This is a genomic window from Kaistella sp. SH40-3 (assembly GCF_030686865.1).
Lineage (GTDB): Bacteria > Bacteroidota > Bacteroidia > Flavobacteriales > Weeksellaceae > Kaistella.
In genome coordinates this window covers 360,238-385,361 of record NZ_JAQYUS010000002.1, presented here as the reverse complement: position 1 = coordinate 385,361, position 25,124 = coordinate 360,238, and the positions used below count along the sequence as shown (strand labels likewise).

At 34.4% G+C, this 25,124-nt stretch carries 29 protein-coding genes; 17 read left to right on the top strand and 12 right to left on the bottom strand.

Annotation, left to right across the window (positions count from 1 at the left end; translation table 11 throughout):
- Positions 1-38 precede the first annotated feature (38 nt).
- Both PUH65_RS05560 and PUH65_RS05555 read right to left on the bottom strand, forming a co-directional pair.
- Entirely contained in the window at positions 39-416 is a 378-nt protein-coding gene (locus PUH65_RS05560) for a DUF1634 domain-containing protein (protein WP_305518816.1), read from the bottom strand.
- Positions 417-1,247, bottom strand: coding sequence for a sulfite exporter TauE/SafE family protein (locus PUH65_RS05555; RefSeq protein WP_305518815.1), 831 nt, complete (start codon positions 1,245-1,247; stop codon positions 417-419). It lies immediately after the preceding gene.
- A gap of 97 nt (positions 1,248-1,344) precedes the next feature.
- Here PUH65_RS05555 and PUH65_RS05550 point away from each other — a divergent pair, with 97 nt between their 5' ends.
- The 3 genes from PUH65_RS05550 to PUH65_RS05540 all read left to right on the top strand — a co-directional run bounded on the left by PUH65_RS05550 (position 1,345) and on the right by PUH65_RS05540 (position 3,515).
- Positions 1,345-1,896 carry a DUF1543 domain-containing protein gene (locus tag PUH65_RS05550; protein ID WP_305518813.1) on the top strand — a complete coding sequence of 184 codons (552 nt, stop codon included), beginning with the start codon at positions 1,345-1,347 and terminating at the stop codon, positions 1,894-1,896.
- A 2-nt stretch (positions 1,897-1,898) separates the two neighbouring features.
- Positions 1,899-3,008 carry a 5-(carboxyamino)imidazole ribonucleotide synthase gene (locus PUH65_RS05545; protein WP_305518812.1) on the top strand — a complete coding sequence of 370 codons (1,110 nt, stop codon included), beginning with the start codon at positions 1,899-1,901 and terminating at the stop codon, positions 3,006-3,008.
- 78 nt (positions 3,009-3,086) lie between these two features.
- Positions 3,087-3,515 (top strand): CBS domain-containing protein, encoded by a 429-nt coding sequence (locus PUH65_RS05540; RefSeq protein ID WP_305518811.1) that lies wholly within the window; start codon positions 3,087-3,089, stop codon positions 3,513-3,515.
- 8 nt (positions 3,516-3,523) lie between these two features.
- On the opposite strand, the gene PUH65_RS05535 is transcribed toward PUH65_RS05540, so the two are convergent.
- Positions 3,524-4,423, bottom strand: coding sequence for a DMT family transporter (locus tag PUH65_RS05535; RefSeq protein ID WP_305518810.1), 900 nt, complete (start codon positions 4,421-4,423; stop codon positions 3,524-3,526).
- Between the two features lie 188 nt (positions 4,424-4,611).
- On the opposite strand from PUH65_RS05535, the gene PUH65_RS05530 reads away from it, so the two are divergent.
- The 3 genes from PUH65_RS05530 to purE all read left to right on the top strand — a co-directional run bounded on the left by PUH65_RS05530 (position 4,612) and on the right by purE (position 7,014).
- Positions 4,612-5,082: a CYTH domain-containing protein gene (locus PUH65_RS05530; RefSeq protein ID WP_305518809.1), complete on the top strand. Its 471-nt coding sequence runs from the start codon at positions 4,612-4,614 to the stop codon at positions 5,080-5,082.
- A gap of 93 nt (positions 5,083-5,175) precedes the next feature.
- Entirely contained in the window at positions 5,176-6,342 is a 1,167-nt protein-coding gene (locus PUH65_RS05525) for a TIGR03862 family flavoprotein (RefSeq protein WP_305518808.1), read from the top strand.
- 168 nt (positions 6,343-6,510) lie between these two features.
- Entirely contained in the window at positions 6,511-7,014 is a 504-nt protein-coding gene (gene purE, locus PUH65_RS05520) for a 5-(carboxyamino)imidazole ribonucleotide mutase (RefSeq protein ID WP_305518807.1), read from the top strand.
- Between the two features lie 71 nt (positions 7,015-7,085).
- On the opposite strand, the gene PUH65_RS05515 is transcribed toward purE, so the two are convergent.
- The gene (locus tag PUH65_RS05515) at positions 7,086-8,288 is read right to left on the bottom strand and encodes an aminotransferase class I/II-fold pyridoxal phosphate-dependent enzyme (protein ID WP_305518806.1); all 1,203 of its coding nucleotides are present in this window, start codon (positions 8,286-8,288) and stop codon (positions 7,086-7,088) included.
- Between the two features lie 154 nt (positions 8,289-8,442).
- Between PUH65_RS05515 and PUH65_RS05510 the strand changes: the two genes are divergently transcribed.
- On the top strand, positions 8,443-8,901 hold the full coding sequence (locus PUH65_RS05510; protein ID WP_305518805.1) for an Lrp/AsnC family transcriptional regulator: 459 nt from the start codon (positions 8,443-8,445) through the stop codon (positions 8,899-8,901).
- 9 nt (positions 8,902-8,910) lie between these two features.
- On the opposite strand, the gene PUH65_RS05505 is transcribed toward PUH65_RS05510, so the two are convergent.
- Positions 8,911-9,549 (bottom strand): alpha/beta hydrolase, encoded by a 639-nt coding sequence (locus tag PUH65_RS05505; RefSeq protein ID WP_305518804.1) that lies wholly within the window; start codon positions 9,547-9,549, stop codon positions 8,911-8,913.
- A 178-nt stretch (positions 9,550-9,727) separates the two neighbouring features.
- Here PUH65_RS05505 and PUH65_RS05500 point away from each other — a divergent pair, with 178 nt between their 5' ends.
- Positions 9,728-10,060: a zinc ribbon domain-containing protein YjdM gene (locus tag PUH65_RS05500; protein WP_305518803.1), complete on the top strand. Its 333-nt coding sequence runs from the start codon at positions 9,728-9,730 to the stop codon at positions 10,058-10,060.
- Between the two features lie 211 nt (positions 10,061-10,271).
- On the opposite strand, the gene PUH65_RS05495 is transcribed toward PUH65_RS05500, so the two are convergent.
- The gene (locus PUH65_RS05495) at positions 10,272-11,204 is read right to left on the bottom strand and encodes a sulfate/molybdate ABC transporter ATP-binding protein (protein WP_305518801.1); all 933 of its coding nucleotides are present in this window, start codon (positions 11,202-11,204) and stop codon (positions 10,272-10,274) included.
- Between the two features lie 78 nt (positions 11,205-11,282).
- Between PUH65_RS05495 and PUH65_RS05490 the strand changes: the two genes are divergently transcribed.
- Together PUH65_RS05490 and PUH65_RS05485 are read left to right on the top strand one after the other, a co-directional pair.
- A complete protein-coding gene (locus tag PUH65_RS05490) occupies positions 11,283-11,942 on the top strand; it encodes a YceI family protein (RefSeq protein ID WP_305518799.1) in 660 nt (219 codons plus the stop codon).
- 78 nt (positions 11,943-12,020) lie between these two features.
- Entirely contained in the window at positions 12,021-12,680 is a 660-nt protein-coding gene (locus tag PUH65_RS05485; protein WP_305518798.1) for a hypothetical protein, read from the top strand.
- Between the two features lie 32 nt (positions 12,681-12,712).
- Here PUH65_RS05485 and msrA read toward each other — a convergent pair whose 3' ends face one another.
- The gene (gene msrA / locus PUH65_RS05480; protein WP_370692017.1) at positions 12,713-13,369 is read right to left on the bottom strand and encodes a peptide-methionine (S)-S-oxide reductase MsrA; all 657 of its coding nucleotides are present in this window, start codon (positions 13,367-13,369) and stop codon (positions 12,713-12,715) included.
- Positions 13,370-13,665: 296 nt separating this feature from the next.
- On the opposite strand from msrA, the gene alaS reads away from it, so the two are divergent.
- On the top strand, positions 13,666-16,323 hold the full coding sequence (gene alaS, locus PUH65_RS05475) for an alanine--tRNA ligase (RefSeq protein WP_305518896.1): 2,658 nt from the start codon (positions 13,666-13,668) through the stop codon (positions 16,321-16,323).
- Between the two features lie 77 nt (positions 16,324-16,400).
- Here alaS and PUH65_RS05470 read toward each other — a convergent pair whose 3' ends face one another.
- The 5 genes from PUH65_RS05470 to PUH65_RS05450 form a co-directional block, all read right to left on the bottom strand.
- Positions 16,401-16,826: a hypothetical protein gene (locus PUH65_RS05470; protein WP_305518797.1), complete on the bottom strand. Its 426-nt coding sequence runs from the start codon at positions 16,824-16,826 to the stop codon at positions 16,401-16,403.
- A gap of 160 nt (positions 16,827-16,986) precedes the next feature.
- Positions 16,987-17,229: a hypothetical protein gene (locus PUH65_RS05465; RefSeq protein ID WP_305518796.1), complete on the bottom strand. Its 243-nt coding sequence runs from the start codon at positions 17,227-17,229 to the stop codon at positions 16,987-16,989.
- 90 nt (positions 17,230-17,319) lie between these two features.
- Positions 17,320-17,814 carry a GNAT family N-acetyltransferase gene (locus PUH65_RS05460; protein WP_305518795.1) on the bottom strand — a complete coding sequence of 165 codons (495 nt, stop codon included), beginning with the start codon at positions 17,812-17,814 and terminating at the stop codon, positions 17,320-17,322.
- Between the two features lie 16 nt (positions 17,815-17,830).
- Positions 17,831-19,036, bottom strand: coding sequence for a metallophosphoesterase (locus PUH65_RS05455; protein ID WP_305518794.1), 1,206 nt, complete (start codon positions 19,034-19,036; stop codon positions 17,831-17,833).
- A 68-nt stretch (positions 19,037-19,104) separates the two neighbouring features.
- Entirely contained in the window at positions 19,105-20,172 is a 1,068-nt protein-coding gene (locus PUH65_RS05450) for a 3-oxoacyl-ACP synthase III family protein (protein ID WP_305518793.1), read from the bottom strand.
- 103 nt (positions 20,173-20,275) lie between these two features.
- On the opposite strand from PUH65_RS05450, the gene PUH65_RS05445 reads away from it, so the two are divergent.
- The 6 genes from PUH65_RS05445 to rny all read left to right on the top strand — a co-directional run bounded on the left by PUH65_RS05445 (position 20,276) and on the right by rny (position 25,103).
- Complete coding sequence (locus PUH65_RS05445; RefSeq protein WP_305518895.1) at positions 20,276-20,845, top strand: hypothetical protein; 570 nt, start codon at positions 20,276-20,278, stop codon at positions 20,843-20,845.
- Between the two features lie 10 nt (positions 20,846-20,855).
- Positions 20,856-21,575 (top strand): bifunctional demethylmenaquinone methyltransferase/2-methoxy-6-polyprenyl-1,4-benzoquinol methylase UbiE, encoded by a 720-nt coding sequence (ubiE, locus tag PUH65_RS05440; protein ID WP_370692016.1) that lies wholly within the window; start codon positions 20,856-20,858, stop codon positions 21,573-21,575.
- Position 21,576: 1 nt separating this feature from the next.
- Complete coding sequence (locus PUH65_RS05435) at positions 21,577-22,368, top strand: porin family protein (protein ID WP_305518792.1); 792 nt, start codon at positions 21,577-21,579, stop codon at positions 22,366-22,368.
- Positions 22,369-22,651: 283 nt separating this feature from the next.
- Positions 22,652-22,954 (top strand): hypothetical protein, encoded by a 303-nt coding sequence (locus PUH65_RS05430; RefSeq protein ID WP_305518791.1) that lies wholly within the window; start codon positions 22,652-22,654, stop codon positions 22,952-22,954.
- Entirely contained in the window at positions 22,954-23,241 is a 288-nt protein-coding gene (locus PUH65_RS05425; RefSeq protein ID WP_305518790.1) for a cell division protein ZapA, read from the top strand. The genes PUH65_RS05430 and PUH65_RS05425 overlap by 1 nt, the downstream gene beginning before the upstream one ends.
- A gap of 287 nt (positions 23,242-23,528) precedes the next feature.
- Positions 23,529-25,103 carry a ribonuclease Y gene (gene rny, locus PUH65_RS05420; protein WP_305518789.1) on the top strand — a complete coding sequence of 525 codons (1,575 nt, stop codon included), beginning with the start codon at positions 23,529-23,531 and terminating at the stop codon, positions 25,101-25,103.
- Positions 25,104-25,124: the final 21 nt, after the last annotated feature.

Here is a 25,124-nt window from a genome sequence, read left to right as displayed (position 1 = left end):
AGAATTTCTGATTTTTCATCAAAAACACACGCAAGCTTTTAGTGAGTAAACCCCATTAAGAAACTCACGAGCATGATTCCTAAAACGATTAAAGAAATGATTACATAAGTGTAATCTTTTTCTTTAATGTAACCAATCATTGCGAAAATAATCCTTACCAAAGGAGTGAAAATCAGTAGTAAAATTCCCAGTTGAATAATCCCAACTCCTTCAAAATTTAAAAGAGAGATCCAGAAGTTTCCCCAAATATTTTCTCCCGTAACTTCCAAGGAAGTGTAATTGTCGGGCATTTTAAAACCTTCTGTAAAAAGTTTAATAAAACCAAACAGAGACGTGATTACAGATAAAATTACGCCAAGTCGCAGAAGGTTTCCTACGGAACGGTTAAGGTCGATATCGGTAAAATGACTTTTCATTTATTTGAAATTTTTGGTAATACCGTTATACATCATATAAATCGAAAGAATGGTAACTACAATTCCGAAAATAACTTTCAATTTTTTAGTTTGGGAAACAATTAAAGTTTTCGACCCGATGTAACTTCCTAAAACCACACCGATTAAAACAGGTGCCACGATCACCGGAATGATTTCGCCACGTTGAAAATAAATGAGTGAACTTGCCACCGCAGTTACGCCAATCATAAAATTACTCGTGGTTGTAGAAACTTTAAAAGGAAGTCGCATCATATTATCCATGGCTAAAACCTTTAGTGCGCCAGATCCAATTCCTAGCAATCCGGACATTGCACCGGCGAAAATCATCATCAGAAAACCTGGAACGGTGTTTCTTGCAGCGTAATCTTTAATAATTCCATGATCCGGGAAAGTCCCATACAATTGAAGTTTGTCTTCTAAACTCCCTTTAATTAAAGGTTCTTGATGATCAGGTTTTTTCTTCAGATTTAATATGACGGTAAGAATTAGGATACTGGCGAAAATAATTCCGATGGTGTTGGGATTCAATATTCCCGAAATCATAGCACCAATAATTGCACCGGTTGTAGTGGCAATTTCTAAAAACATTCCGACTCTTACGTTGGTAAAACCTTCTTTTACGAAGGCAGCCGCAGCACCAGAAGACGTTCCGATGACCGAGACCAAAGAAGCACCAATTGCATAATGCATCGGTATTCCAAAGCCAAGAGTTAATAATGGAATGATGACAACGCCGCCGCCTAAACCAGTTAAGGATCCCAGTAATCCAGCGGCAACGGCTCCAAAGAACAGAATTAATATTTCGGTCATGTCACAAATTTAAGTAATTTGAAACTTTTAAATAAACTTTTTAGACTTAAAATTTTATAGAATTTATTTAAACCGTATTTTTGTTTTTTCCCCTACAATGAAACTATTCCATATTATTCTTGGCGCCACGCCAAATGGTAGAAATATCGAACAACACGATGTTTTCTTCGGTATTGCCGAAACGTTGAAAGATCTTGTTCCTGCCGTGAAAAATTTTTGGCCCGAAGCCAAAGGTAAAATTCACATCGACTGTTACCAAGAAGTAAAATTTGTAGATGGTTTCGAAATCGAAATCGTTGAACGAAAAGTAAAGGAAGATGAAAATCAACTTTTTTTCATCAATCTTGGTGGGTATCAGGTTGGGCAGTTTCAGGAATTTCATGAACAGTTTTTAATGGTTGGTAAATCCATGTCAGAAATTATTAAAAGAGTAAAACAAACTACTTTTTATAAAACAATGGGTTTCGAAAATGCAACGAGCCATATCGACGATAAACACGGGGTTGACATTGATGATATTTTTAAAGTAAATGATATTTTGCCTTTAGAAATGAAAGAGAAATATTCGATTGTATTAAAGAAATCTGTAGCAGAAGTTCAGGAAAATAAAACCGCAATTGGTTATTTAAAAATTGATAAATTAAAGTAAAGATGAAAATAGGAATTTTAGGTGGTGGACAATTGGGCAGAATGTTAATTCAGGAAGCCCTGAAATATGATGACGAATTTTACGTCTTAGATCCCAATGAAGACTGTTCCTGCGCGCATATTTCTTTTTTCACCAAAGGAAACTTTAATGATAAACAAGATGTTCTCGATTTTGGAAAGGATAAAGATGTTGTTTCCATTGAAATTGAACATGTGAATGTAGAGGCGTTAGAAGAACTGGAAAATCTAGGAATAAAGGTGATTCCGAATTCTAATATTATCAAAATTATTCAGCAGAAAATTTTGCAGAAACAATTGTATAAACATCATCAGATTCCAAGTCCGGATTTTCAGGTGATCCAATCTTTAAAAGAGGAAATTAGAATTGGTTTTCCTTTTGTTCAAAAACTTAATACAGGTGGTTACGATGGCAAAGGTGTCCAGGTAATTCAGTCTGAAAATGATCTTGAGAAAATGTGGGATGAACCATCAGTCTTAGAAAATTTAGTAGATATTGATAAAGAACTCTCTTTGATTATCGCAAAAAATGAACAGGGTGAAATCAAGAGTTTTCCTGTGACTGAAATGGTTGCAGATCCGAAATTGAATTTGTTGGATTTTAATATTTGTCCGACCCAGATTTCAGATGATGTTCAAAATCAAATCAATCGTATCGCAGAACAATTTATGAAAGCAGCAGATTCGGAAGGACTATTTGCCATCGAATTATTCCTAGATAAAAGTGGAAAGGTTTGGGTTAATGAAACGGCGCCAAGACTTCATAATTCTGGTCATCAAACCCAAGAGGGAAATGCAAATTCTCAGTTTGAACAATTCTATCGGGTACTTAAAAATCTTCCTCTTGCAGATACCTCCAGTTTTGGATTTTCCGGAATGTTGAACTTGGTCGGAGAAGAGAAATCCTCTGGAAAAGTACAATATGAAGGTTTAGAAAATGTATTGAAACTACCAAATACTTACGTGCACCTTTACGGAAAAACAGAAACCAAACCTGGGCGAAAAATGGGACATATTAATGTTTTAGCAAATTCACGCGAAGAACTTTTAGAGCAACTAGTTTATATTAAATCTTTGGTAACAGTTACTGCATAAGGGTTTCTATTTTCATCTTTAAAACCTGCTCATAATTCTAATTTTTGTAATAACTTTATAGGACAAAAAACTTTGATTATGAGCAATATAGACACAATTCTCACCCGTAAGGGAAGTTCTTACATTACTGTAGGACCGGATTCTACCGTTTTAGAAGCTTTGCAACTGATGGCCGATCAAAATGTGGGCTCAGTTGTCGTGCAGGATGCTGAAAAATATCACGGAATTTTCACGGAAAGAAATTATTCCAGAAATGTTATTTTGAAAAACCGACATTCTTCCAATACCAAAGTGCGCGATGTGATGTCCGTGGATTTACCCGTACTTAACACGCAAGATAGTTTAACCCACTGTATGCAGTTGATGGCCGATCATAATCTACGTTATCTTCCAGTAATGGATCAGGAAGAAATGATGGGAATCATTTCAATTACCGATGTTATTAGAGAAAAAGTAATCGATCAAAAAGAAGTCATTCGGCATCTTAAAGAATATATTCAGGGTTAAGTAAACTTTTATTTTTTGGCAAACATCCCTTTTTGATAATTGGTGATGAAAACTCCGCAGATAATTAAAACCGTTGCCATTATAAAAGTGAGAGAGATTGGTTCGTTGAGAATCAGCCAACCCAGGAAAATAGCAATGATAGTATTCACATAAGAAAGGATAGAAATCTGCGTAGGTGTGATTTTTTTCAGAGCATAATGAAAAGCGAAAAAAGCGATAACAGAACCGAAAATTGCTAAATAAATGGTGGCCAAAATACTTTTGGAACTCCAGGTAAAAACTGTAATTTCATCTGAAGCAATGAAGCCGAAAATAATCTGAACGATTCCCGCAAAACTAAATTGATAGAAAAGATTAAGGGAAATATTCTGCGGCAAATGATTGGTTTTTTTGGTGTAAATAGTTCCGAATGCCCAGCCGCCAATAGCGATGAAAATATAAACCACGCCCATTCTGTATTCGGGATTGAGTAAATCTTGAAGTCCATCTTTGAAAATTAATAAGATTCCCGAAAAACCAAGCAATACTCCTACTAAACCGCGAATACTGAATTTTTGCATGCTAAAAACGATGCTTAAAATAAAAACTGCCAAGGGAGAAGTAGAACTGATGAGTGATGCTAAACTGCTGGTTAAATGCTTCTCGGCAACCGTTGTCATTCCATTTGCGACCACCAGCATCAATGACGCCAGAATGATTTGGTTTATGTAATTCTTCCACCCGATCCATTTTAAATTTTTGGTAAAAAGAAGAACAACCAATAATATAATTCCAGCTAAAAACTGACGAAGTCCAGCCACAAACCAAGGTGGAATAGTTTCTACAGCGATTCGAATCCCTAAAAATGTAGTTCCCCAAACCAAAGCTACAATTACAATGGCGAGGACTAATTTGGGATCTTTGAACATTTAGAAACTGAATTATAAAGTGGAAATAATAAATAGGATTTCGTTGCAAAAGAACAACTTTGCAAAGGTAGATTTTATCACTGCAATAGCCAACAACGATTTAAATATAATTTTCTTTCGGAAACTTCTTCGGATTTTCAACTATTTTTGTAGTCTTTTAAAAATCTTTAATATTTAGGAATTATAAAATGGGAGTAGAAATAGAAAGAAAATTTTTGGTTAATCATGAGAAATGGGAAGAGGTCAAGAAACCTGCGGGAGAATTTTACAGACAGGGATATTTATTGACGAATCCGAAGAAAACAATTCGCGTACGACAAACTTCTGAAAAAGGTTTTTTGACCATCAAAGGAATTTCTTTTGGTGCAACAAGAGCAGAATATGAATATGAAATTCCGTTTGCGGAAGCCAAAGAATTATTGGATCAATTTGCAGTTGCGGAACTGTCAAAAATAAGATATAAGATTTCCATCGATAATCATGTTTGGGAAGTTGACGTGTTTTCTGGGAAGAATGAAGGATTAATCGTAGCAGAAATCGAACTGAAAAGTGAAGATGAAAAGTTCGGTATTCCAGATTGGATCGATGGAGAAGTAACAGGAGAAGAAAAGTATTACAATTCAAAATTGGTTACTAAACCATATAAAGATTGGCATTAATTGATATGTAAAATAATATCACTTTAAGCATTTGCGCGGTACTTTCCCCAGTTTTACTTTAATAGAAAAACAAAACCCTTACTTTTGCACCAAATGCAAGAAAATCAAATTATCATCATCGGCGCTGGTCCTGCAGGATTAATGGCTGCACAGATTTTAGCCGAAAAAGGTTTCAAAGTTCATGTTTACGAACAAAATAAAGCTGCAGCCAGAAAGTTTTTGGTGGCTGGAAATGGTGGATTTAATTTGACTCATAGTGAAGAATTGGATTCTTTTATTCAAAAATATGAAGACATAGAAATACAAAATATGGTGATAGAATTCGATAATAAAAAAGTTGTTGAATGGCTTTCTAATCTGGGAATTACCACTTATATCGGAAGTTCAGGCAAGATTTTTCCTACCAAAAATTTCAAACCGATTCAGGTTTTAAAAGCATGGCTGGATCGTTTGGAAGAACTTGGGGTCAACATTCATTACGAAAACACCTTTCTGGATTTCGATGATTCTTTAATTTATTTTAAAAATAATAGCGGAGATTTTTCAGTTAAATATTCAAAATTAATTTTAGCCATGGGCGGCGGTTCTTGGAAAAAAACAGGTTCTGATGCTAAATGGGTGGAAACATTAACGAAGAAAAATATTACAATAATTCCTTTGCAATCTGCCAATTCTGGTTATAATACGCCAGAAAAATTTCATTCATTACAAGGTCAATACCTAAAAAATATTAAAGTTTCATTTGGTAATCAGGAGAAAATTGGTGAAATCGTTTTCACAAAATATGGCATCGAAGGAAGTCCAATTTACTACATGAACCGTTATACCCGAAAGCATGATTTCCCACTAATGCTCCATATTGATCTAAAACCTAATTTGTCGGAAACCGATATTTTGGAACAATTAAAAGGGAATTCAAAAATAAGTTCGGTTTTAAAAAGGAATTTAAAATTATCTACAACCGCCATCAATGTTTTAAAAACATTGGATAAGGAAAGTTATCTTGATATCGAAAACCTAGCAAAAACCATCAAGAAATTTCCAATTGAGATTTTGAGTTTTAGACCAATTGATGAAGTGATTTCTACTGCAGGCGGCGTCGCATTTTCTGAACTGAATTCTCAACTTGAATTAAAGGATTTCCCGAATGTTTATTGTGCGGGAGAAATGATTGATTGGGAAGCGCCAACAGGCGGTTATCTTTTGCAGGCGTGTTTCAGCACAGGAGTTTTTGTTGCTAATTCGATTGTGAATTCCTAATTATTTTTTTTAAATTCTGTTATAATTTATCTCAAAATTAATCTGCGTCATCAGTAAAATCTGAGACAGAATGTATTAAAAATGATTACAAATGAAGCAGGTTTTTTAAATATCCATTTCAGAACCTCTAAATTTTCTTAACTTTAAACCTTAAAATTTATACTAAAAATGGTCGGAATAATAATGGGCAGTCAAAGCGATTTGGCAATAATGGAACAGGCAGCAGATTTTTTAAAATCTTTAGAAATTCCATATGAATTGACTGTCGTATCAGCGCACAGAACGCCGGAAAGAATGTTTGAATATGCAAAATCTGCAAAATCTCGCGGCTTAAAAGTTCTGATTGCTGGAGCGGGCGGAGCGGCGCATCTTCCGGGAATGGTGGCGAGTTGTACAACTTTGCCCGTGATTGGTGTTCCGATTTTATCTTCTAACTCTATTGATGGTTGGGATTCTGTATTATCAATTTTACAAATGCCGTCTGGAATTCCTGTAGCAACGGTTGCTCTGAATGGTGCAACAAATGCCGGGATTTTGGCAGCGAAAATCTTAGGTTCTTCAAATGGGGAGATTTCCCAGAAATTAGAGATCTACCAGAATTCTTTAAAAGAAAAAGTTCTAGGAACGGTTACTGAAATTAGTAAAAAACACCCGAATCATTTTGATGAATAAATATTTAAACTGACAAAAAAAGACTTCACAACGAAGTCTTTTTTTATATAGTAAAGAAGGTTTTTTAAAATTTACAAAATTCCAATATGTTCCATGCACCATTTCATTTTGTCATAGGTTCTTTTAATATCGTGATCCAAACCAATTGACATACGGATTAATCCTTGTGAAAGTCCCATTTCTTTCTGTTCTTCTTCTGGGATTTCCGATGATGTTGAACTTCCTGAGCAAGAGAATAATGTTTTGTAGAAACCAAGACTTACGGCTAAATAACCCAAGTTTTCTTTTTGCATTAATTCCATTAACTCATTTGCTTTTTCTGTGGTTGTTACATCTAATGTTAATAAACCGCCGAAACCATATTCTGCGTTCATCATGCTTTTGAAGAGTTCGTGTTGTTTGTGACTTTTCAAACCTGGATATTTTACTACAAGCCCATCTTTTTCAAATTGTTCCGCCAAATATTGTGCATTTTCACTATGCTTTTTAATTCTGATGTGAAGCGTTCTCAAGTTTTTAAGAATACTCGCCGCACGGAAACTGTCTAAAGTCGGTCCCAGCAACATACAAGCGCCAGAATTCACATCTTTCAAATTATTAATAAATTGAGTAGAAGCACAAACAACTCCTGCAACTGCATCACTACTTCCGTTAATGAATTTAGTTAAACTGTGAATCGTAATATCGGTTCCCAAGGTTTGCGGAGAAATCGAAAGCGGAGAAAAAGTATTGTCAACAATCAATTTAAGGTTATGCTTTTTCGCAATTTTTGAAAGTTCACGCAAGTCAGCAATTTCTAAAAGCGGATTGCTCACCGTTTCACAAAAAAGAACTTTTGTATTTGGCGTAATCGCATTTTCAACTGCTGATAAATCGGTGATATCAACAAATGAAGTTTTGATATTATAACCAGGCAAAAAGTTTTTCATGAAGGCATAAGTTCCGCCATAAATGGTACGGCTCGAAATAATATGATCGCCACCTTTGCAGAGTTGAAGCAGAGTAGAAGTGATTGCGCCCATTCCGGAAGCGGTCACATTTGCACTTTCTGTATTTTCCATTTGTGCCAAGGCTTCTCCTAAATAAAGGTTGCTTGGTGTAGAATGTCTTGAGTATAAATAACAACCTTCTGTATTTCCTTCGAAAGTATCGAACATGGTTTTCGCAGAAAGAAATGTATAAGTCGAACTGTCAGATATTGAAGGGTTTACGCCTCCGAATTCTCCAAAATATTGTAAATCCTGAATGTTATTTGCTGCATCAAAGTTTTCCATAATAGTAATTTTTGTTTTGATAAAAGTCAGTGTTTTCAAAATCAAAAACAATTATTTTAAATATATTTAGAAAATGAATCTATTGTATTCATGATTATTAGATTTAAATTTTATATTTGATGAATAATAAAAGTATTAACCGAAAATATTTCATTTGATGTTAGATGCAAAAGATAAAAAATTACTGATTTTACTGCAGAATGATTCCAAAAAAACTACGAAAGAATTAGCCAACGAATTAGATTTATCAGTGACGGCAGTTTTTGAACGCATTAAAAAATTAGAGAAGCAGCAGATTATCAAAAAATATGTTGCGCTGTTGAATAATGAAAAGGTTCAGAAAAATTTCATCGTCTTATGTCATGTGAAGTTGGTTCAGCATAAAAAGGAATACATCTCTCAATTCGAAAAAGAAATCACGCAGTTTCCTGAGGTTTTAGAATGCTTTCACGTTTCCGGAGATTACGATTATATCCTTAAAATTTGCGTGCGCGACATTCAGGAATACCGAGAATTCATGGTAAGTAAACTGACGAATCTACAACATATCGCCAGCACACAAAGTTCTTTTATGATTAAAGAGGTTAAAAATTCAACCGTGATTGAACCTTAAAAGTTAAGATTACTTTTGAAAGAAATCCATTAAATCCATATAGTTTTTTTGATTCACGCCGTGCCCGCTCATATATTCACGGAAAGAAAAATAGGCACTTAAGTCGTACAATAAGTCTGCAGCTTTTCTGCCCCAATCCAATGGAATAATCGCATCATCGGTTCCATGAGAAATAAAGAACCGTAATTTCTCGATTTTCTTTTTGTCTTTCACCATATTCGTTAACAACTTCTCTTCAGCGTAACAACTCATACAAGCAACCTTTGTAAATAAATCAGGATTATTCAGGGCCAAAGCGTAACTCAAAATTCCACCTTGCGAAAATCCGCACAAATGCGTTTGATTATCTGTTAAGCCGTATTCATTAGAAATTTTCAAAATGTTTTCTAAAATTGCTTCTTGTGATTCTTTGGCTTGGGCAACATCGATTCGGTTTTCTTCATTCATTAAATCAATATCATACCAAGAATATCCTTCGTAATTCGTACTGAAAGGCGCTCTGAAACTTACAATCAACCAATCTTCTGGTAATGTTGGAGCGAATGAAAATAGATCTTCCTCATTGCTTCCATAACCATGAAGTAGAAGGAGTAAAGGCGTTTTTGAGGTAATATTTTGAGGTTCGCGAACGATGTAGTGTAAATCCATTTTGCAAAGATAATAATTTAGGTTGAAGGTTGCAGTCATTAGGTTTCCAGTTGTACTATTTACCAAATAAGAAATTAAAGTCAATAGAATGTTTCTTAAAAAATAGGCGCATTATTTTGAATGACTTTCAAATTTGTAATCTGTTTATTTTAATAATATCTTTGTAAAAATTAAAATTATGAGTGATACCGTACTTTGTCCGAAATGTCAGTCAGAGTTCACCTACGAACAAGATGATATGATGGTGTGTTCACAATGTTTCAATGAGTGGAAACCTGGAGAAACTGCTGATGAGGATAAGATTTTAGATGCTCACGGACATGAATTACAAAATGGAGATTCTGTAGTCGTGATAAAAGATTTACCTGTGAGAGGTGCGCCGAAACCTGTGAAAGCAGGAACCAAAGTAAAGAATATTCGTCTTCGTCCCGGAAATGATCACAATATCGATTGTAAAATTGATGGTTTTGGGTCGATGGCTTTGAAATCTGAGTTTGTGAAAAAGGCATAAAAAAAGGAAAAATTTGGCAGGGTTCCGTTTCGAAGACTAGTTGTACAAATGAATTGCACTAATTTCGTCTCAGGGGCAGAAAGAGAATTAACCAAAAATTTCCTTACGTTTTGAATAACAAATCTAAGAATTGTTTTCGAATAATAAAAGAGAGATGAGAAAAGTCAAGTATCAATTCGCAACCCTAGAATTGGCTTGACTTTTTTCTTTTTTAAAGATTGATTTTAATTAAATTTTCGACTTTTTCCGGAGTGTAAATAATGAGTTTTTTACCATTCATTGAAACCTTCGTCCAGAAGTGGCTTCCAGAAAAACGACTTTCTAGAACTTCAACTTCTTTCCCATCGTCTGTAATTTTGATTTCATGCGGATACCAAAAATTTTTCTTTAGGTTTAATGATTTTTTTTCTTCGTCTGAAAAAACATTTACTTCACCAAAAAGTTTCGCAACATATTCATTATAAGGATTATTGTAAGTTTCTTCTGCATTGTCATTTTGAATTAATCTTCCTTCTTGCAAAACAATAATCTGATCCAGCCAAGGCATCACTTCCTGAATTTCATGAGTAGAAATGAGGAGTGAAATATTCTTTTCCCGAACGTAATTAAATAATCTTTCGCGCAATTCAATCTTTCTGGAGAAGTCGATATTGCTAAATGGCTCATCTAGCAACAATAATTTCGGCATTACGGAAAGTGCTCTTGCGATGGCAACTCGCTGCATTTGTCCACCACTTAAATATTTAGGTAAAGTATTTTCGAATTCTTCAAGACCAACAACTTTTAAAAGTTCTTGTATTCTTTCTTTTTTTTCTTCTAAATTAATATTTGATATAAATTTCCCCACATTATCAGCAACAGTAGAATAGGGCATCAAATCATAATTTTGAGCCACCAGTTTCATGTTTTCTTCGCCGGGAACCAAATTTTTTGTAGGACCTAAAATAGGGGAGCCATTAAATATAATAGTACCTTTTTCCCATTCCAAAAGACCATAAATTAAATTGAGAAGTGTAGATTTTCCACATCCGCTCTCACCCGCCAGAGCTATAATTTTTCCTTCCTCAACTTTTAGATTAAAATTATGAAAAAGTCGTAAATCTGGTCGATGTGAAAAAAATAGATTCTTAATTTCTAGTAGCATGTTGCAAAAATAACATATTTGTCTTTAATACCGATATTTTTATTATTTTAGCCAATACAATTTAATTTAAGTTTTTTAATGATGAAATCAGTTAAAAATTCAATTTTTCTCGCTCTTTTTTCAGCGATGATCTTGGTCTCTTGTGCCAAAGATAAACCTTTGACAAGCGAATCGGCAGATGTAGAAACAACCAGTCATGGTGCAACTTATGTGGTAGATACTCTGAACAGTAGAATCGAATGGAAAGGTTATAAAGTCGTAAAGACAGAACAGTCAAGTCATTTCGGCACCATTAAATTTGAAAGTGGAGATTTAACCGTGAAAGACGGAAAACTGGAAAGTGGCAAATTTGTGGCAGATATGAATTCATTGACATCTGTTGATTTAAAAGAAGACGCAGAACAGTTAGCAAAACTAAATGGTCATTTAAAAAGTGGAGATTTCTTTGAAACAGATAAATTCCCAACTGCATCTTATGAAATTACCAAAGTTTCAGCAAAGGAGTCTGGCGATTACAATACGATTCTTGATGGAAACTTAACCATCAAAGGAATTACAAAGCCAGTTCAGTTCAATGCAAATGTTTCTGTAAAAGATGGTGAAACAAGTATTGCCACAGAACCTAAAGATATTAAGCGCGAAGATTTCGGTGTGAAATTTCAATTGCCCCTTGCAAACGGTTTAATTAAAGATGAGGTGAATCTTCAGATTTTAATTAAAGCCATGGAAAAAAAATAAGATATTGATCTTAATTAAAATAAAGAAATCCGTCTCATTTTTTGGGACGGATTTTTTTGTTTAAATTTATCTCTAATAATGAAAAGTAAACTCACCAAAAAATATTATGTACCAGGATTGATAAGCGCACTTATCATCCCGCTTTTTTTTTGGTTTTACGGAACTAGAGAACTGCAACGGCCCATTCCAAATATTATGGATTTAGGTTTGCCTGCGAAATACAATCCGAATATTCCATTAAATGAGCAATTTTCTGTTGAAACCTTTAAAAATTGGAATTATAAAAAGATAAAAGTTGCTTCTAAGGCAAAAGAAAATTCAAAATTCTATGTTTCAGAAATTAAGAATCTTCAAAAAAGGAATGAGAAAAATACGGGGATAGAATTTATTCTTGATGACGAAAATTCATATAACGATTTTGTATCTATTTTAAATGATTTATCAATTGCAAAACACCAGATTTATGGTTTAGATTTAGATAAAACAGGACATGTCTTTGCTTTAGTGGATTATCAAGATTCACGAGCAAAAAAGGAAGAAATCGAATGCTTACTTTGTAATGATGCTATTGTAAACTACGTCGATAATCGGTCGGTTGTTGAAAGAGTTTTTCTTTCAAATATTGTCGAAAAATATAGAGCATTATCCGAAACTCTAACTAAAGAATCATTATATCTTCTATTCGGATTTCTTATTCTTCTAACTGTTTCTATTTTAAACATCAAAAAATTCATATAAAAAAAGGTTGCCTTTCGACAACCTTTAATTTATTACTTCGCTGCTGGCAGCGGGTTTGCTTTTTTCGCTTCTTCAAATACGGAAAGCGGAATGTGGCAATATCCACCCGGATTTTTATCTAAATAATCTTGGTGATAATCTTCGGCTTTGTAGAAGTTTTTCAAAGGAATCGTTTCTACGACAACCGGTTTATTATAATTCTTAGCCAATTTTGCAACTTCAGTTTTTACAATGGCTTCTGTAGTCTCATCGGTAGAATAAATTCCACTTCTGTAATTATCTCCAATATCGTTTCCCTGTCGGTCTATAGTTGTAGGATCAATTGATTTAAAAAAGAGATCAATTAACAATGGCAAGTTTACTTGATTAGCATCATACTTTACTTTCACCGCTTCAGCGAAACCTGTCGTGTGACTGATTACCTGTTCATAAGTAGGGTTTTTAATCTTTCCGTTTGCATATCCAACTTCAGTATCTACAACGCCTCTTACGAGTTGAAAAAGATGTTCCGTTCCCCAGAAACATCCACCAGCAAAATAGATTTCTTTAATGTTTTTACCTTCCATATTTGTTTCATTTTTTTTGTTTTCTGCAATAGGTTTTGCTTTGGCTTTCGAGCAAGAAAAGGAGGTTGCCGCAAAAATGCCAACTCCAAAGATAAATGCCAAGAGTGTTAAAATATTTTTCATTTTTTGATTGTTATTTTTATTCATTGTGTTTGAATTAATTTTAGTGTACATGCAAATATAAGGCTGAAATTTAAAGGAATTAGAAGTAATTATCTATCGCTCTCATTTCAATAATTAGAAATTTTCTACTGACAATTTTATATACGAGAACAATTCGAATTCGGTTTTTCGTGAGTAATTTAAAAATGAAAAATTTTAAAAATGAATATTTTTAAATTCGCGAACACATTATTCGAGAGTCATTTTAAAAATCATTAAATTTGCCAACTTATATATACGCTAAAGCCAATTCAATCATGACTTCACAACAAATAAGACAACAGTTTTTAGATTTTTTTAAAGAAAAAGGGCATCTTATCGTTCCTTCCGCACCAATTGTGTTGAAAGATGATCCAACTTTAATGTTCTCAAACTCTGGTATGACGCAGTTTAAGGATTATTTTCTGGGTTATAAAGAACCGAAATCTCCCAGAATTGCGGATACCCAAAAATGTTTGAGAGTTTCCGGGAAGCACAATGATCTGGACGATGTTGGTCGTGATACTTATCACCACACCATGTTTGAAATGTTGGGAAACTGGTCGTTCGGCGATTACTTTAAAAAAGAAGCGATTGATTATGCGTGGGAATTGTTAACAGAAGTTTATAAAATTCCGAAAGAAAATCTTTACGTAACTATATTTGAAGGAGATACTTCTGAAAATTTAGACCGCGATAACGATGCTTACAATTTCTGGAAAGCACATATTTCTGAGGACCGAATTATCAACGGAAATAAAAAAGATAATTTCTGGGAAATGGGCGAAAGCGGACCTTGCGGACCTTGTTCAGAAATTCATATCGATATTAGAACGGAGGAAGAAAAAGCCAAAGTTTCCGGTTTAGAACTAGTAAACAATGATCATCCACAAGTGGTGGAAGTTTGGAATTTGGTTTTCATGGAATTCAATAGAAAAGCAGACGGAAGTTTAGAAAAATTACCATCCCGACACGTTGATACCGGAATGGGTTTTGAACGTTTGTGCATGGCTTTACAAGGCAAAACTTCGAATTATGATACCGATGTTTTCATGCCTTTAATTACTAAAGTAGAAGAACTTTCAGGAAAAAAATATACCGGAATTTTAGAAGACGAAAAAGATATTGCAATTCGCGTTGTGGTTGATCACATCCGTGCAGTTGCTTTTGCGATTGCCGATGGACAGTTGCCTTCAAACGGTGGAGCAGGTTATGTGATCCGTAGAATTTTACGTCGTGGAATTTCTTACGCTTACCGGTTTTTAGGAATGAAAGAAGCCTTCCTTTATGAATTGGTTGCTATTTTAAAAAACGAAATGGGTGCATTTTTCCCAGAGTTGGTTAAACAGGAAAAACTGGTTACAGAAGTTATTAGAGAAGAAGAAATATCGTTCTTAAAAACCATCGAACATGGTTTGAAAAGAATTGATTTGGTCATCAATGAAACACTTTCTAAAAACCAGAAAACTCTTCCAGGTACAGCGGTTTTCGAATTGTATGATACGTACGGTTTCCCCGCAGATTTATCCAGAATCATCGCCGAAGAGAAACAATTGACTGTTGATGAAGTTGGTTTCGAAGAGGAAATGAACAAACAGAAACAGCGTTCAAAAAAATCATCAGCACAGAAAGTGTACGACTGGGTTGTTTTAGAAGAAAAAACAGAGTCTTTTGTTGGTTACGACCACACAGAAAGTGAAACTTATATTACGCGTTATCGAAAAGTTGAAAATAAAGACGGTGAGTTTTATCAAATCGTATTGTCGAAATCGCCTTTCTATCCCGAAGGTGGTGGGCAAGTTGGTGACAAGGGAATTTTAATTCCAAGTTATGCGGAAGGTTTTGATATTTCAAATCCAAGTGTTTCAGAAATTAAAGATTGTTCAGAAATCATCGAAGTTCTGGAAACGAGAAAAGAAAATAATCTGATTATTTCTTTAATTAAAGAATTACCGAAGGATGCTGGTGCAGTTTTCTACGCTAAAGTAAATGAATCGGAAAGAAAAAATACGCAGGCAAATCACTCAGTAACCCATTTGTTGCACGAAGCGCTGCGTGAAGTTTTAGGAACACACGTTGAGCAAAAAGGTTCCTTCGTAGGTCCTGATTATTTGCGTTTCGATTTCTCCCATTTTTCTAAAATAGATGAGGAGCAATTGAAAATCGTAGAGGAAAAAGTAAATGCGAAAATCAAGGAAAATATTGCATTGCAAGAATTCCGTGAAATTCCAATTACTGAAGCGATGGAAAAAGGAGCAATGGCTTTGTTCGGTGAAAAATATGGCGATAAAGTAAGAATGATTCAGTTCGGTTCTTCTAAAGAATTGTGTGGAGGAACGCATGTGAAACATACGGGAGAAATCGGTCATTTTAAAATTCAGAATGAAAGTTCAACTGCGGCAGGAATCCGTAGAATTGAAGCGATTTCCGGTGATCAGTCTGCGGCGTATTTTAGAAATTTAGAAACCCAATTAAAAGAAATTTCTTCTTTATTAAAGTCGAAAGATTTAATAAAATCAGTTGAGAAATTGATTGAAGAAAACACATCTTTAAAATCTGAAATTGAATCTTTGAAAAAAGAAAAAGCAAAATCAGAAACCTCAAACTGGGCGAATGATTTCGTTCAAAAAGAAGATAAAAAATTATTGGTCAAGAAAGTTTCGCTGGATGCCGGAAGCGTGAAAGATATCGTGTTCCAGTTGAAGAAAGATATTCAGAATTCAATAAGCATCATTATTTCTGATGCCGGCGAAAAACCAATGATTACCGTTGGCGTTTCTGCGGATTTAGAATCGAAATACCACGCGGGAAATATCGTTAAAGATTTAGCGAAAGAAATCCAAGGCGGCGGCGGCGGAAATCCAGGCTTTGCAACAGCAGGCGGAAAAAACATTGATGGTATAGAAAACGCCTACCAAAAAGCACTTGCTTTATAAAAAGATAAAAACATCTATTAAAAAAAATCCCGATACTTTGAAGTTTCGGGATTTTGATTTTTATAAAACCAGTAAATTTAATTTTCTTTAATCTCAACAGCGTATTGCAGTTTGTTCAGTTTCTCTTCTAATTTAAGAATGTCTCTTTCTATTTTCTCTAATTTCAGATTGCTTCTTCTCAAGTCTTTATTAGCAGATTCGGTTTGTCTTAAAAGTTTTGCTGCATTTCGGGCATCTTTCGCGGTAGTTTTAGGATCAGAAGGGGAGAATTTATTCGTAGTCTTATCGGCTTTTTTATCAAAATATTTAACTTCGTCGGCAATCTTAATATTGTTCTGTCTTTCTTTTTCCAAATCGATTTTTTTTGCCACCAGATCAGCATTAAGTTTTACAACTTGAGATTGTTGTTTTAATGTTTTCAGATCTTGCTTTTGCGCATTTCCATTAATTGAAATCATAACGAAACCTAAGGCGAAAAGAAGTGCGATGAATTTTGTTTTCATTTTGTATTAAACTATTTTTTAATTGGCTGCAAAAGTAATTTAAAAATTGATGCGATCGAATTTTTATCCATTGAATTTTACTTTTAGTTGTATTGATTTTTAAGCACAAAAAATCCCGAAACTTTAAAAATTTCGGGATTTGTTATTTATAATAATGTACTTATTTATTTCCACCTCCTCTTGCTACTAAAGCAATGATAACGATAATAACTAAGGCTCCAATTACCCAAACCAAAGGATTGCTCATCCAATCTCCGCCCATTGATTCATTTCCTTTATTGATGTCAACATCAACTTTTAAGTCCGGCGCTTTTTCCTGGGCTTTTACTAAAACTACAGCAAGGTTTGCCATAACTGCTAATGCGAAAATCTGAATCTTTGAAAGTAAATTAGTACGTGTCATATCTTTATTTTTAATGTTAATGATTTTTAACTTTCTAAAATCATACCAAAAAAAATCACTGTTATATTTCTGATTCGATAAACTGAAGATTTAAAACTTGAATTCCATAAGGAAATCATCCATTACAAAGCCATTTCCGATATCAAAAACTTCTTCGTGATACACCTGAAATCCTTGTGATTCATATACTTTTTTCGCGGGATTATTTTTGTTAACATTTAAGATAATTCGTTGATCTGAACTTTCTTTAACTTTTTCTTTTAAGAAATCCAGTCCTTTTTTTCCCAGACCTTTTCCTTTAAACTCTTTTAAAAGATATATACGGTGAAGTTTGGCCGTGCCTTTTTCATAATGATTTTCAAAGCCGATAAATCCAGCATTAACATCATCATTTAAAATCAAATAATAATGATAGTTTGGATTTTGCAAGTGATTCGAAATTTCTGAGTGAGAATACATTTCGCTTAACATATAGTCGATTTGCTCTTTCGATAAAATCTTTGCGTAAGCCGAATTCCAGGATTTTTCTGCAATTTCCTGCAGAAGTGGAATGTCTTTTTCAGATGCTTTTTTAAAGGAAATCATTACTGTTCTTTTTAGATTAACTCAATTCAAATAAAGTGATTTCGGGTTCAATACCGACTCTTCCCGGATATCCAATGACACCAAAACCTCGGTTTACGTAAAGTGATTTTCCGTTGCTTTCATATAAATCAGCCCATTTTTTATAACGGTATTGCACCGGAGACCAACGAACATTTTTCAAATCCAGACCAAACTGCATTCCGTGCGTGTGACCAGACAGCGTTAATTGTACGTTTGCTGGATGATCTTTTACAACCGCATCAAAGTGCGTTGGATCATGACTCATCAGGATTTTGGCGGCTTCTGGCGGAACTCCGTTAGATGCTTTATCCAAATCACCATATTGTGGGAAAGGTTTTTCGCCCCAGTTTTCTACACCAAGTAAATAGAGTTTTTCGCCGTTTTTCTCAATAATTCGATGTTCATTTCGCAGCATTTCGAAACCAGCCTGTTTTTGTAATTCAATAAGATTTGGAATATTTTGCTCTTTTTCGTGCATTGATTCCCAAGCGCCGTAATCGCCGTAATCATGATTTCCAAGGATTGAGAATTTTCCGTCGTTTGACTGAATGCTTTTGAATAAAGGGACAAAAGGTTTAAATTCATCCGCATAATTGTTAACCATGTCACCCGTAAATAAAACCAAATCTGGTTTTTGCTCATTAATCATATTAATGGCGGTCTGCAATTTGGCGGGATTAAAAAAACTTCCGGAGTGAACATCTGAAATCTGAATGATTCTATAGCCTTTAAAGCTTTTGGGTAAACCTGCGATTTTCAATTTTACTTTTCTTACGCTGTGACGGTATTTACCTAAGATAACACCATCTAAAAATAAGCCTGAAAGTATTGCAGCACTTCCTATTCCTAAGATGCTTAAAAATTTGCGGCGTTCCGGAAAATGGTTTTCACCTGAACCAAATGATTGAAATGTAAACTGAAGTGCTCTACTTATGTCCCCAATTAAAAGAAAAAAAGCGACAAGAAGTTTAGGAAGCATAAAAACCATGAAGACTGATGAAATAAGTTGTACCCGAGAATGGTCGCGTTCTGTTCTTTTAAAATTCAGTACTTCATAGAGAAAAAACAAATAAACCAAGATCGTAATTGTCCAATAGGCAATTCTTAAATAATTATTGTTGGTTAGGGTTTTAAAGGCTTGGTAAGCGTAGAATTCCAGAGCGAACAGAATTCCGGTGATGATTAAAATATTTCTTTGCATGTCTGATTTAGTAAATAAAAAAGCACAAAAACAAATTTTGTGCTATTCTTTATATTTAAAGTTTTTGATTAGGGAAAACGATACACAATCGCGTTAATATTCATTCCGGCTCCTACCGAAGTAAAGACAATATTTCCTTTTTCTTTGAAAGATTGTCCTTTCATTTCTCCTTTTATAATAAGGTCGAACATCGTTGGTATCGTGGCCACAGATGAGTTTCCTAAATACTGTATGGTCATTGGAGAAACTGCGTGATCGTAATCGGTTCTGCCGTACAACTTAAATAAACGCGAAATCATAGCATAATCCATTTTCGCATTTGCTTGATGAATGAGGATTTTATCAATATCGTCGATCGTTAAATTCGCTTTATCAATGGTTTCTTTAATCGCATCTGGAACATTTTTCAAAGCATATTCATAGATTTTACGACCATGCATTCTGATGTATAAAGGTCTTCGGTCTTCATCCTTTTTTAAGGAAGGTGAATTTTCCAAGTAATTTAATTCCGGGCCATTATCGCAAATTGTAGAATCAGCAATAATTCCGACATTCTCGTCGTCTGTCGCTTGTACTACAACCGCTCCGGCACCGTCGGCAAAGATCATTTTATTTCGGTCAAAAGCATCTGTAACTCTACTTAAAGTTTCGGACCCAACCACCAAAATCAATTTTGCTTTTTTTGCTTTAATAAGAGTATCTGCGAGAATCATCGCTTCAACCCAACCCGGGCAACCAAAAATCATATCGTAATTTACGGTTCTTCGGTTTTTAATGCCGAGTTTATTTTTTACTCTCGCTGACATGGAAGGCATAAAGTTAGTCATTCCATTTTTATCAACTTCGCCGAAGTTGCTGGCATAAATGATATAATCGAGATCTTCTTGGTCGATGTTCGCGTCATGAATTGCTTCTTTGGCAGCTCTGTAACCAAGATCAGAATTAAATTCATCATCTTCCAGATAACACCTTTTTTCTATTTCGGTGATTTCTACAAATTTTTGAATGATTTCCTCATTAGGTTTGTCGATTAAGTCACCCTCATCTGTATAAAAAACAGAATCCATGAAATGGTCTTTAGTGATTACCTTTGTAGGAATATAACTTCCTGATCCGATTATGATTGTGTTAGGCATATATTTGAATGAAAAATTTAAGGCAAAGTTAATCATAATATTGTATCGTGGAGAAACAAAATTATTATTAAATTTGCAAAAGTTTTTTTACCAGAATATTTTTATGAAAATGAGCGCATCTACCAAAGGTTTAATAATATCCATCATCACCGTTTTGGTTGCGTTTGGTATTTACAATTTCTTTTTAGCCAAAAAGAATTATTATCTTGTGGACAATCCGACTGAGAAAACTTATTATTTTAATATTAATAATGGAGAGCAAAAAACAATTACTGGCGGCCAACAATTTCAAGTAGATTTAAAAAAAGGAAAAAATGATATCAAGGTTTTTGATGGTCAAAAGAAACTTTTGTTTGACTCTGCTTTTGTAGTAAAGAAAAACCGTGGATTAGTTAATATTGCTCATGAGGATTATTATATCAATGAGCAGTTTTATGGTTATGGTCTTAATAAAGATTCATTAATTGCAGTAAGAAAACAAACCACCATTGATGGGAAATTGTACGTGAATTCGCCAGTGCGTTTTAATAAATTGTATACTGATGATTTTTACTATAATTTAGATGAGGATTATGATGCTGTTGTAAAAAACATTCAAAAAGTAGAATCGAGAACAAAGATATTTCGAAAAGCAGATTTTTTGAATTACTATAAAGAATACTATAAATTTTAATAAACATATTTTGAACCAAGTTACCCCTTATAACACCGAAGCCGGAAAGAAAAAAGAAGTCGAAGATATGTTCGACAACATTGCGCCGAAATATGATTTATTGAATCATGTTCTTTCAATGAAAATTGATGTTCTCTGGAGAAACACTTTGGTGAAATGGATGAGTGCTGACCAACCAAAATTAGTTTTGGATGTCGCCACTGGAACGGGTGATTTGGCAATTGCAGTACAAAAAGGAACCGGTGCTAAGATGATCGGTTTAGACCTATCTCAGCAAATGTTAAATGTTGGTATTGATAAAATCAAAAAGATTAATTTAACCGATCAAATTGAAATGATTAAAGGAGATGCAGAAAATCTTCCTTTTGAAAGCAATAAATTCGATGCGGTTTCCGTTGCTTTTGGAGTGCGTAATTTCGAAAATTTAGAAAAAGGTTTATCTGAACTAAAGAGAGTAGTTAAGGAAAACAAGAGCGTTTACATTTTAGAGTTCTCTAAAGTTGAAGGATTTTTAGCTCCGTTTTATATGTTCTATTTCAAAAATATTTTGCCTCAAATTGGTAAATTAGTTTCGAAGGATAATCGTGCATATACGTATTTGCCAGATTCTGTAAATGCTTTTCCATTCGGAGAAAAAATGAAAACGATTCTGTTGAATGTTGGTTTTAAAAAAGTAGAATACAAGAAATTAAGTTTAGGAATCGCAACTATTTATAAGGCAACCAAATAATATGGGGAACACTTTTTTCAGAATTAGTATTATTACAGCATTTCTACTCTGCAACTTTGCCGATGCTCAATTGTTCCGAACCAAAGACCGGATGGATAATCTGGAAGATTTTGATGACCAAAAAATGAGTTATGGTTTTTTTCTTGCAGCCAATAATTTCGATTATAAATTAGTGCTTCATCCTAAGTTTGGAATGAGTCAGGATGGTAAGAAAAATTTAGTGCAAACAAAATCGGCGTACAGTTTTGGTGCCGGCTTAATTGGGAAATTAAGGTTGAATGATAATTTTGATTTAAGAATAGAACCGGGTTTACAGTTTGTAGAACGCGAAATTTATTTTGATACGCAGTCCAACGATTTTTTCGCGGGTGGAACTCCAGCAAATCAACCGTTTGCTCCAATTACTTTAACAGATGCCGATAAATTACGAACCGTAAAATCTACTTATGTCGATATTCCATTATTGATTGAAGTTCATGGAGACCGATGGTACAATTCTCGTCCGTACGCGGCTGCAGGGGTAAACTGGATGATGAATTTACAATCCAACAGCAAATCAGAAGACGATAATCAGCAAGGAATTTTCCGAACTACAGCAAGTAATTTTGCGTGGTCTGCAGAAATTGGAATGCAGTTTTATTTCAGTAGATTTAAACTGACTCCAGGTTTCAGAGGAACCTTTATGATTAATAATGAGTCGGTTGCAGACAATGCTCAAACACCGCCTTACTGGTCATCTGCAATATCTGGCGCAAAAACCAGAGCGTTTATGTTCGTCCTTAAATTTGAATAAAAAGGGAATATTCATAAAATATAAAAGAGAAGATTTTTAGAATTTTCTCTTTTTTTGTGTCAATACTCTTTGTGAGGATTTATATTTAAAATTATCAAACTTCTTTCTTTTTTAAGAAGACTTTATTTGATCTGAATTTGACTGAAATTTATCGTCTTTAGACTTCGTTAAAAGTAATTTGACTGATATTTAGAAAGTTTGTAAAATTAGTAGTCAATAAGTGACTCTTTCAAATTAATTTTTTATATTTTTGCTAAAGAGTTAGAATAAATTAGCCTGAGAAATGCTCCAAGAATTAGAGAATAATTTTACGTTTTTAGAAAAAAAGATTTTGGCGGTAAGTAAAAATTATCAAAATCTTAACGAAAGTTATTTAGAACTAAAACGGGAGAACGAGGAGTTGAAGATGAAATACGAAGAGGAGAGAAAGAGAAATCAGGTCTTAGCAGAAGAACAAAAAAATATAAAACTTTATTCAGCAATATCAGGAAATCCAGACCATAACCGATTGATGAAAAGTCATATCAACCGATTAATTAAGGAAGTGGATTATTGTATCGCAGAACTTCAAAACAGCGGGTTGTAATGGATGTAAGAAGAATTACCATAACGATTGCCGGAAGAAGTTATCCGCTCAATGTACCCTCCGCAGAGGAAGAAACCCTGCGCAAAGTGGGCAAACAGATTGAAGCGATGATTAAAGATTTTGAACAGAATTTTGACGTTAGAGATAAACAAGATGCTTTAGCAATGTGTTGCCTGAAACTGGGAACCAACGCAGAAGTAGCCCAAGTCAATAACGATAAAAATATTAAAGATTCCACCGAGCGGTTGAAAAATATCAATCAGTTCCTGGAAGAGTTGGATAAGTAGATTTTTCTTTTCCAATCAACGACTGCCTACAATAGTTCTAACACATTACAGGTAAACTCAACGCAAAACTATTACCGAACGAAAGTTTATTTAATGGCGTGCCGACTTGCTCGGATTACAGAAAATAAAAAACAGTTCAAATCGTGTTGATTAGGAGTTTACTCTAAATCCGTGAATTATTGTAGGCTTTTTTTTAACCAATAATCAAAATTGAAAGATTTTAAAATGAGATTTTTTTTAATTTAACGACTTGATTTTTAACATATTAATATTAAAACTAAACATATATGACAACACTTATCGCTATTATTATCGGTATTGTTTGCTTAGGTATAGGAGCAGTAATTGGAATGGTTTTTTCCAAGAGTGGTCTTAATGCAAAAGCAAAATTCATCGTAGAAGATGCAAAGAAAAATGCCGAAAACCTTATAGAAAAAGCCACTGTTCAGGCAGAATCAATTAAGAAAGAAAAGCATTTTCAGGCCAAGGAAAAATTCATGGAACTGAAATCGCAACATGACGCAGACATTCAATCCAGAGAAAAGAAAATGCAGGATTCTGAAAAAAGAATCAAAGACAAAGAACAGAAACTGAATGATGAATTAAGCAAGACCGGAAAATTAGAAAAAGACCTTGACCGACAAATTGCAGACTACAGTAAAAAGCACGAAATCCTGGAAAGAAAACAACAGGAATTAGATGCAGTAACTGCTCAAAAAGTGGAGATTTTAGAAAGAATCTCAGGATATTCTGCAGAAGATGCGAAAAATGAACTGGTAGAAGCTTTGAAAGCAGAAGCCAAAACAAGAGCTCAGGCTCACGTGCAAAACATTATGGCTGAAGCGCAATTGAATGCTAAGCAGGAAGCCAAGAAAATTGTAATTCAAACCATTCAGAGAATTGGGACAGAACAAGCCATTGAAAATTCGGTTTCTGTGTTCAATATCGAATCTGATGAGGTTAAAGGAAGAATTATTGGTAGAGAAGGACGTAATATTCGTGCTTTAGAAGCAGCTACAGGTGTTGAAATCATCGTTGACGATACGCCGGAAGCAATTTTACTTTCATGTTTCGATCCTGTAAGAAGAGAGATCGCAAGATTGTCGCTTCACCGATTGGTAACCGATGGTAGAATTCACCCAGCCAGAATTGAAGAAGTAGTTGATAAAACTAAAAAACAGATTGAGGAAGAAATCATTGAAGTTGGTAAAAGAACTGTAATCGATTTAGGAGTCCACGGACTGCACCCGGAATTGGTGAAAATCGTGGGTAGAATGAAATTCCGTTCTTCTTATGGACAGAACTTATTGCAACACTCGAGAGAAGTTGCGAACATCGCCGGAACGATGGCTGCAGAATTAGGTCTCAACGTTAAGTTAGCGAAAAGAGCAGGTTTACTTCACGATATTGGTAAAGTACCGGAACAGGAATCTGAATTGCCACACGCGCTTTTAGGAATGCAGTGGGCTGAGAAATACGGGGAGAATCCAGAGGTTGTTAATGCAATCGGTGCTCACCACGATGAAGTAGAAATGACCACACTATTATCGCCAATCATTCAGGTTGCCGATGCAATTTCCGGAGCAAGACCAGGCGCGAGAAGACAGGTTTTGGAATCTTACATCCAAAGATTGAAAGATCTTGAAGCCGCAGCATTAAGTTTTGATGGAGTTTCAAGTGCCTATGCAATTCAGGCAGGAAGAGAACTTAGAGTAATGGTAGAAAGTGGAAAAGTGAATGATGACCAGTCATCTCAACTTTCTTATGATATCTCAGAAAAAATTCAGAACGAATTAACGTATCCAGGACAAGTTCGAGTAACAGTAATCCGAGAAACAAGATCTGTGAATATCGCGAGATAATCCTTCAAAATATTTTATTTA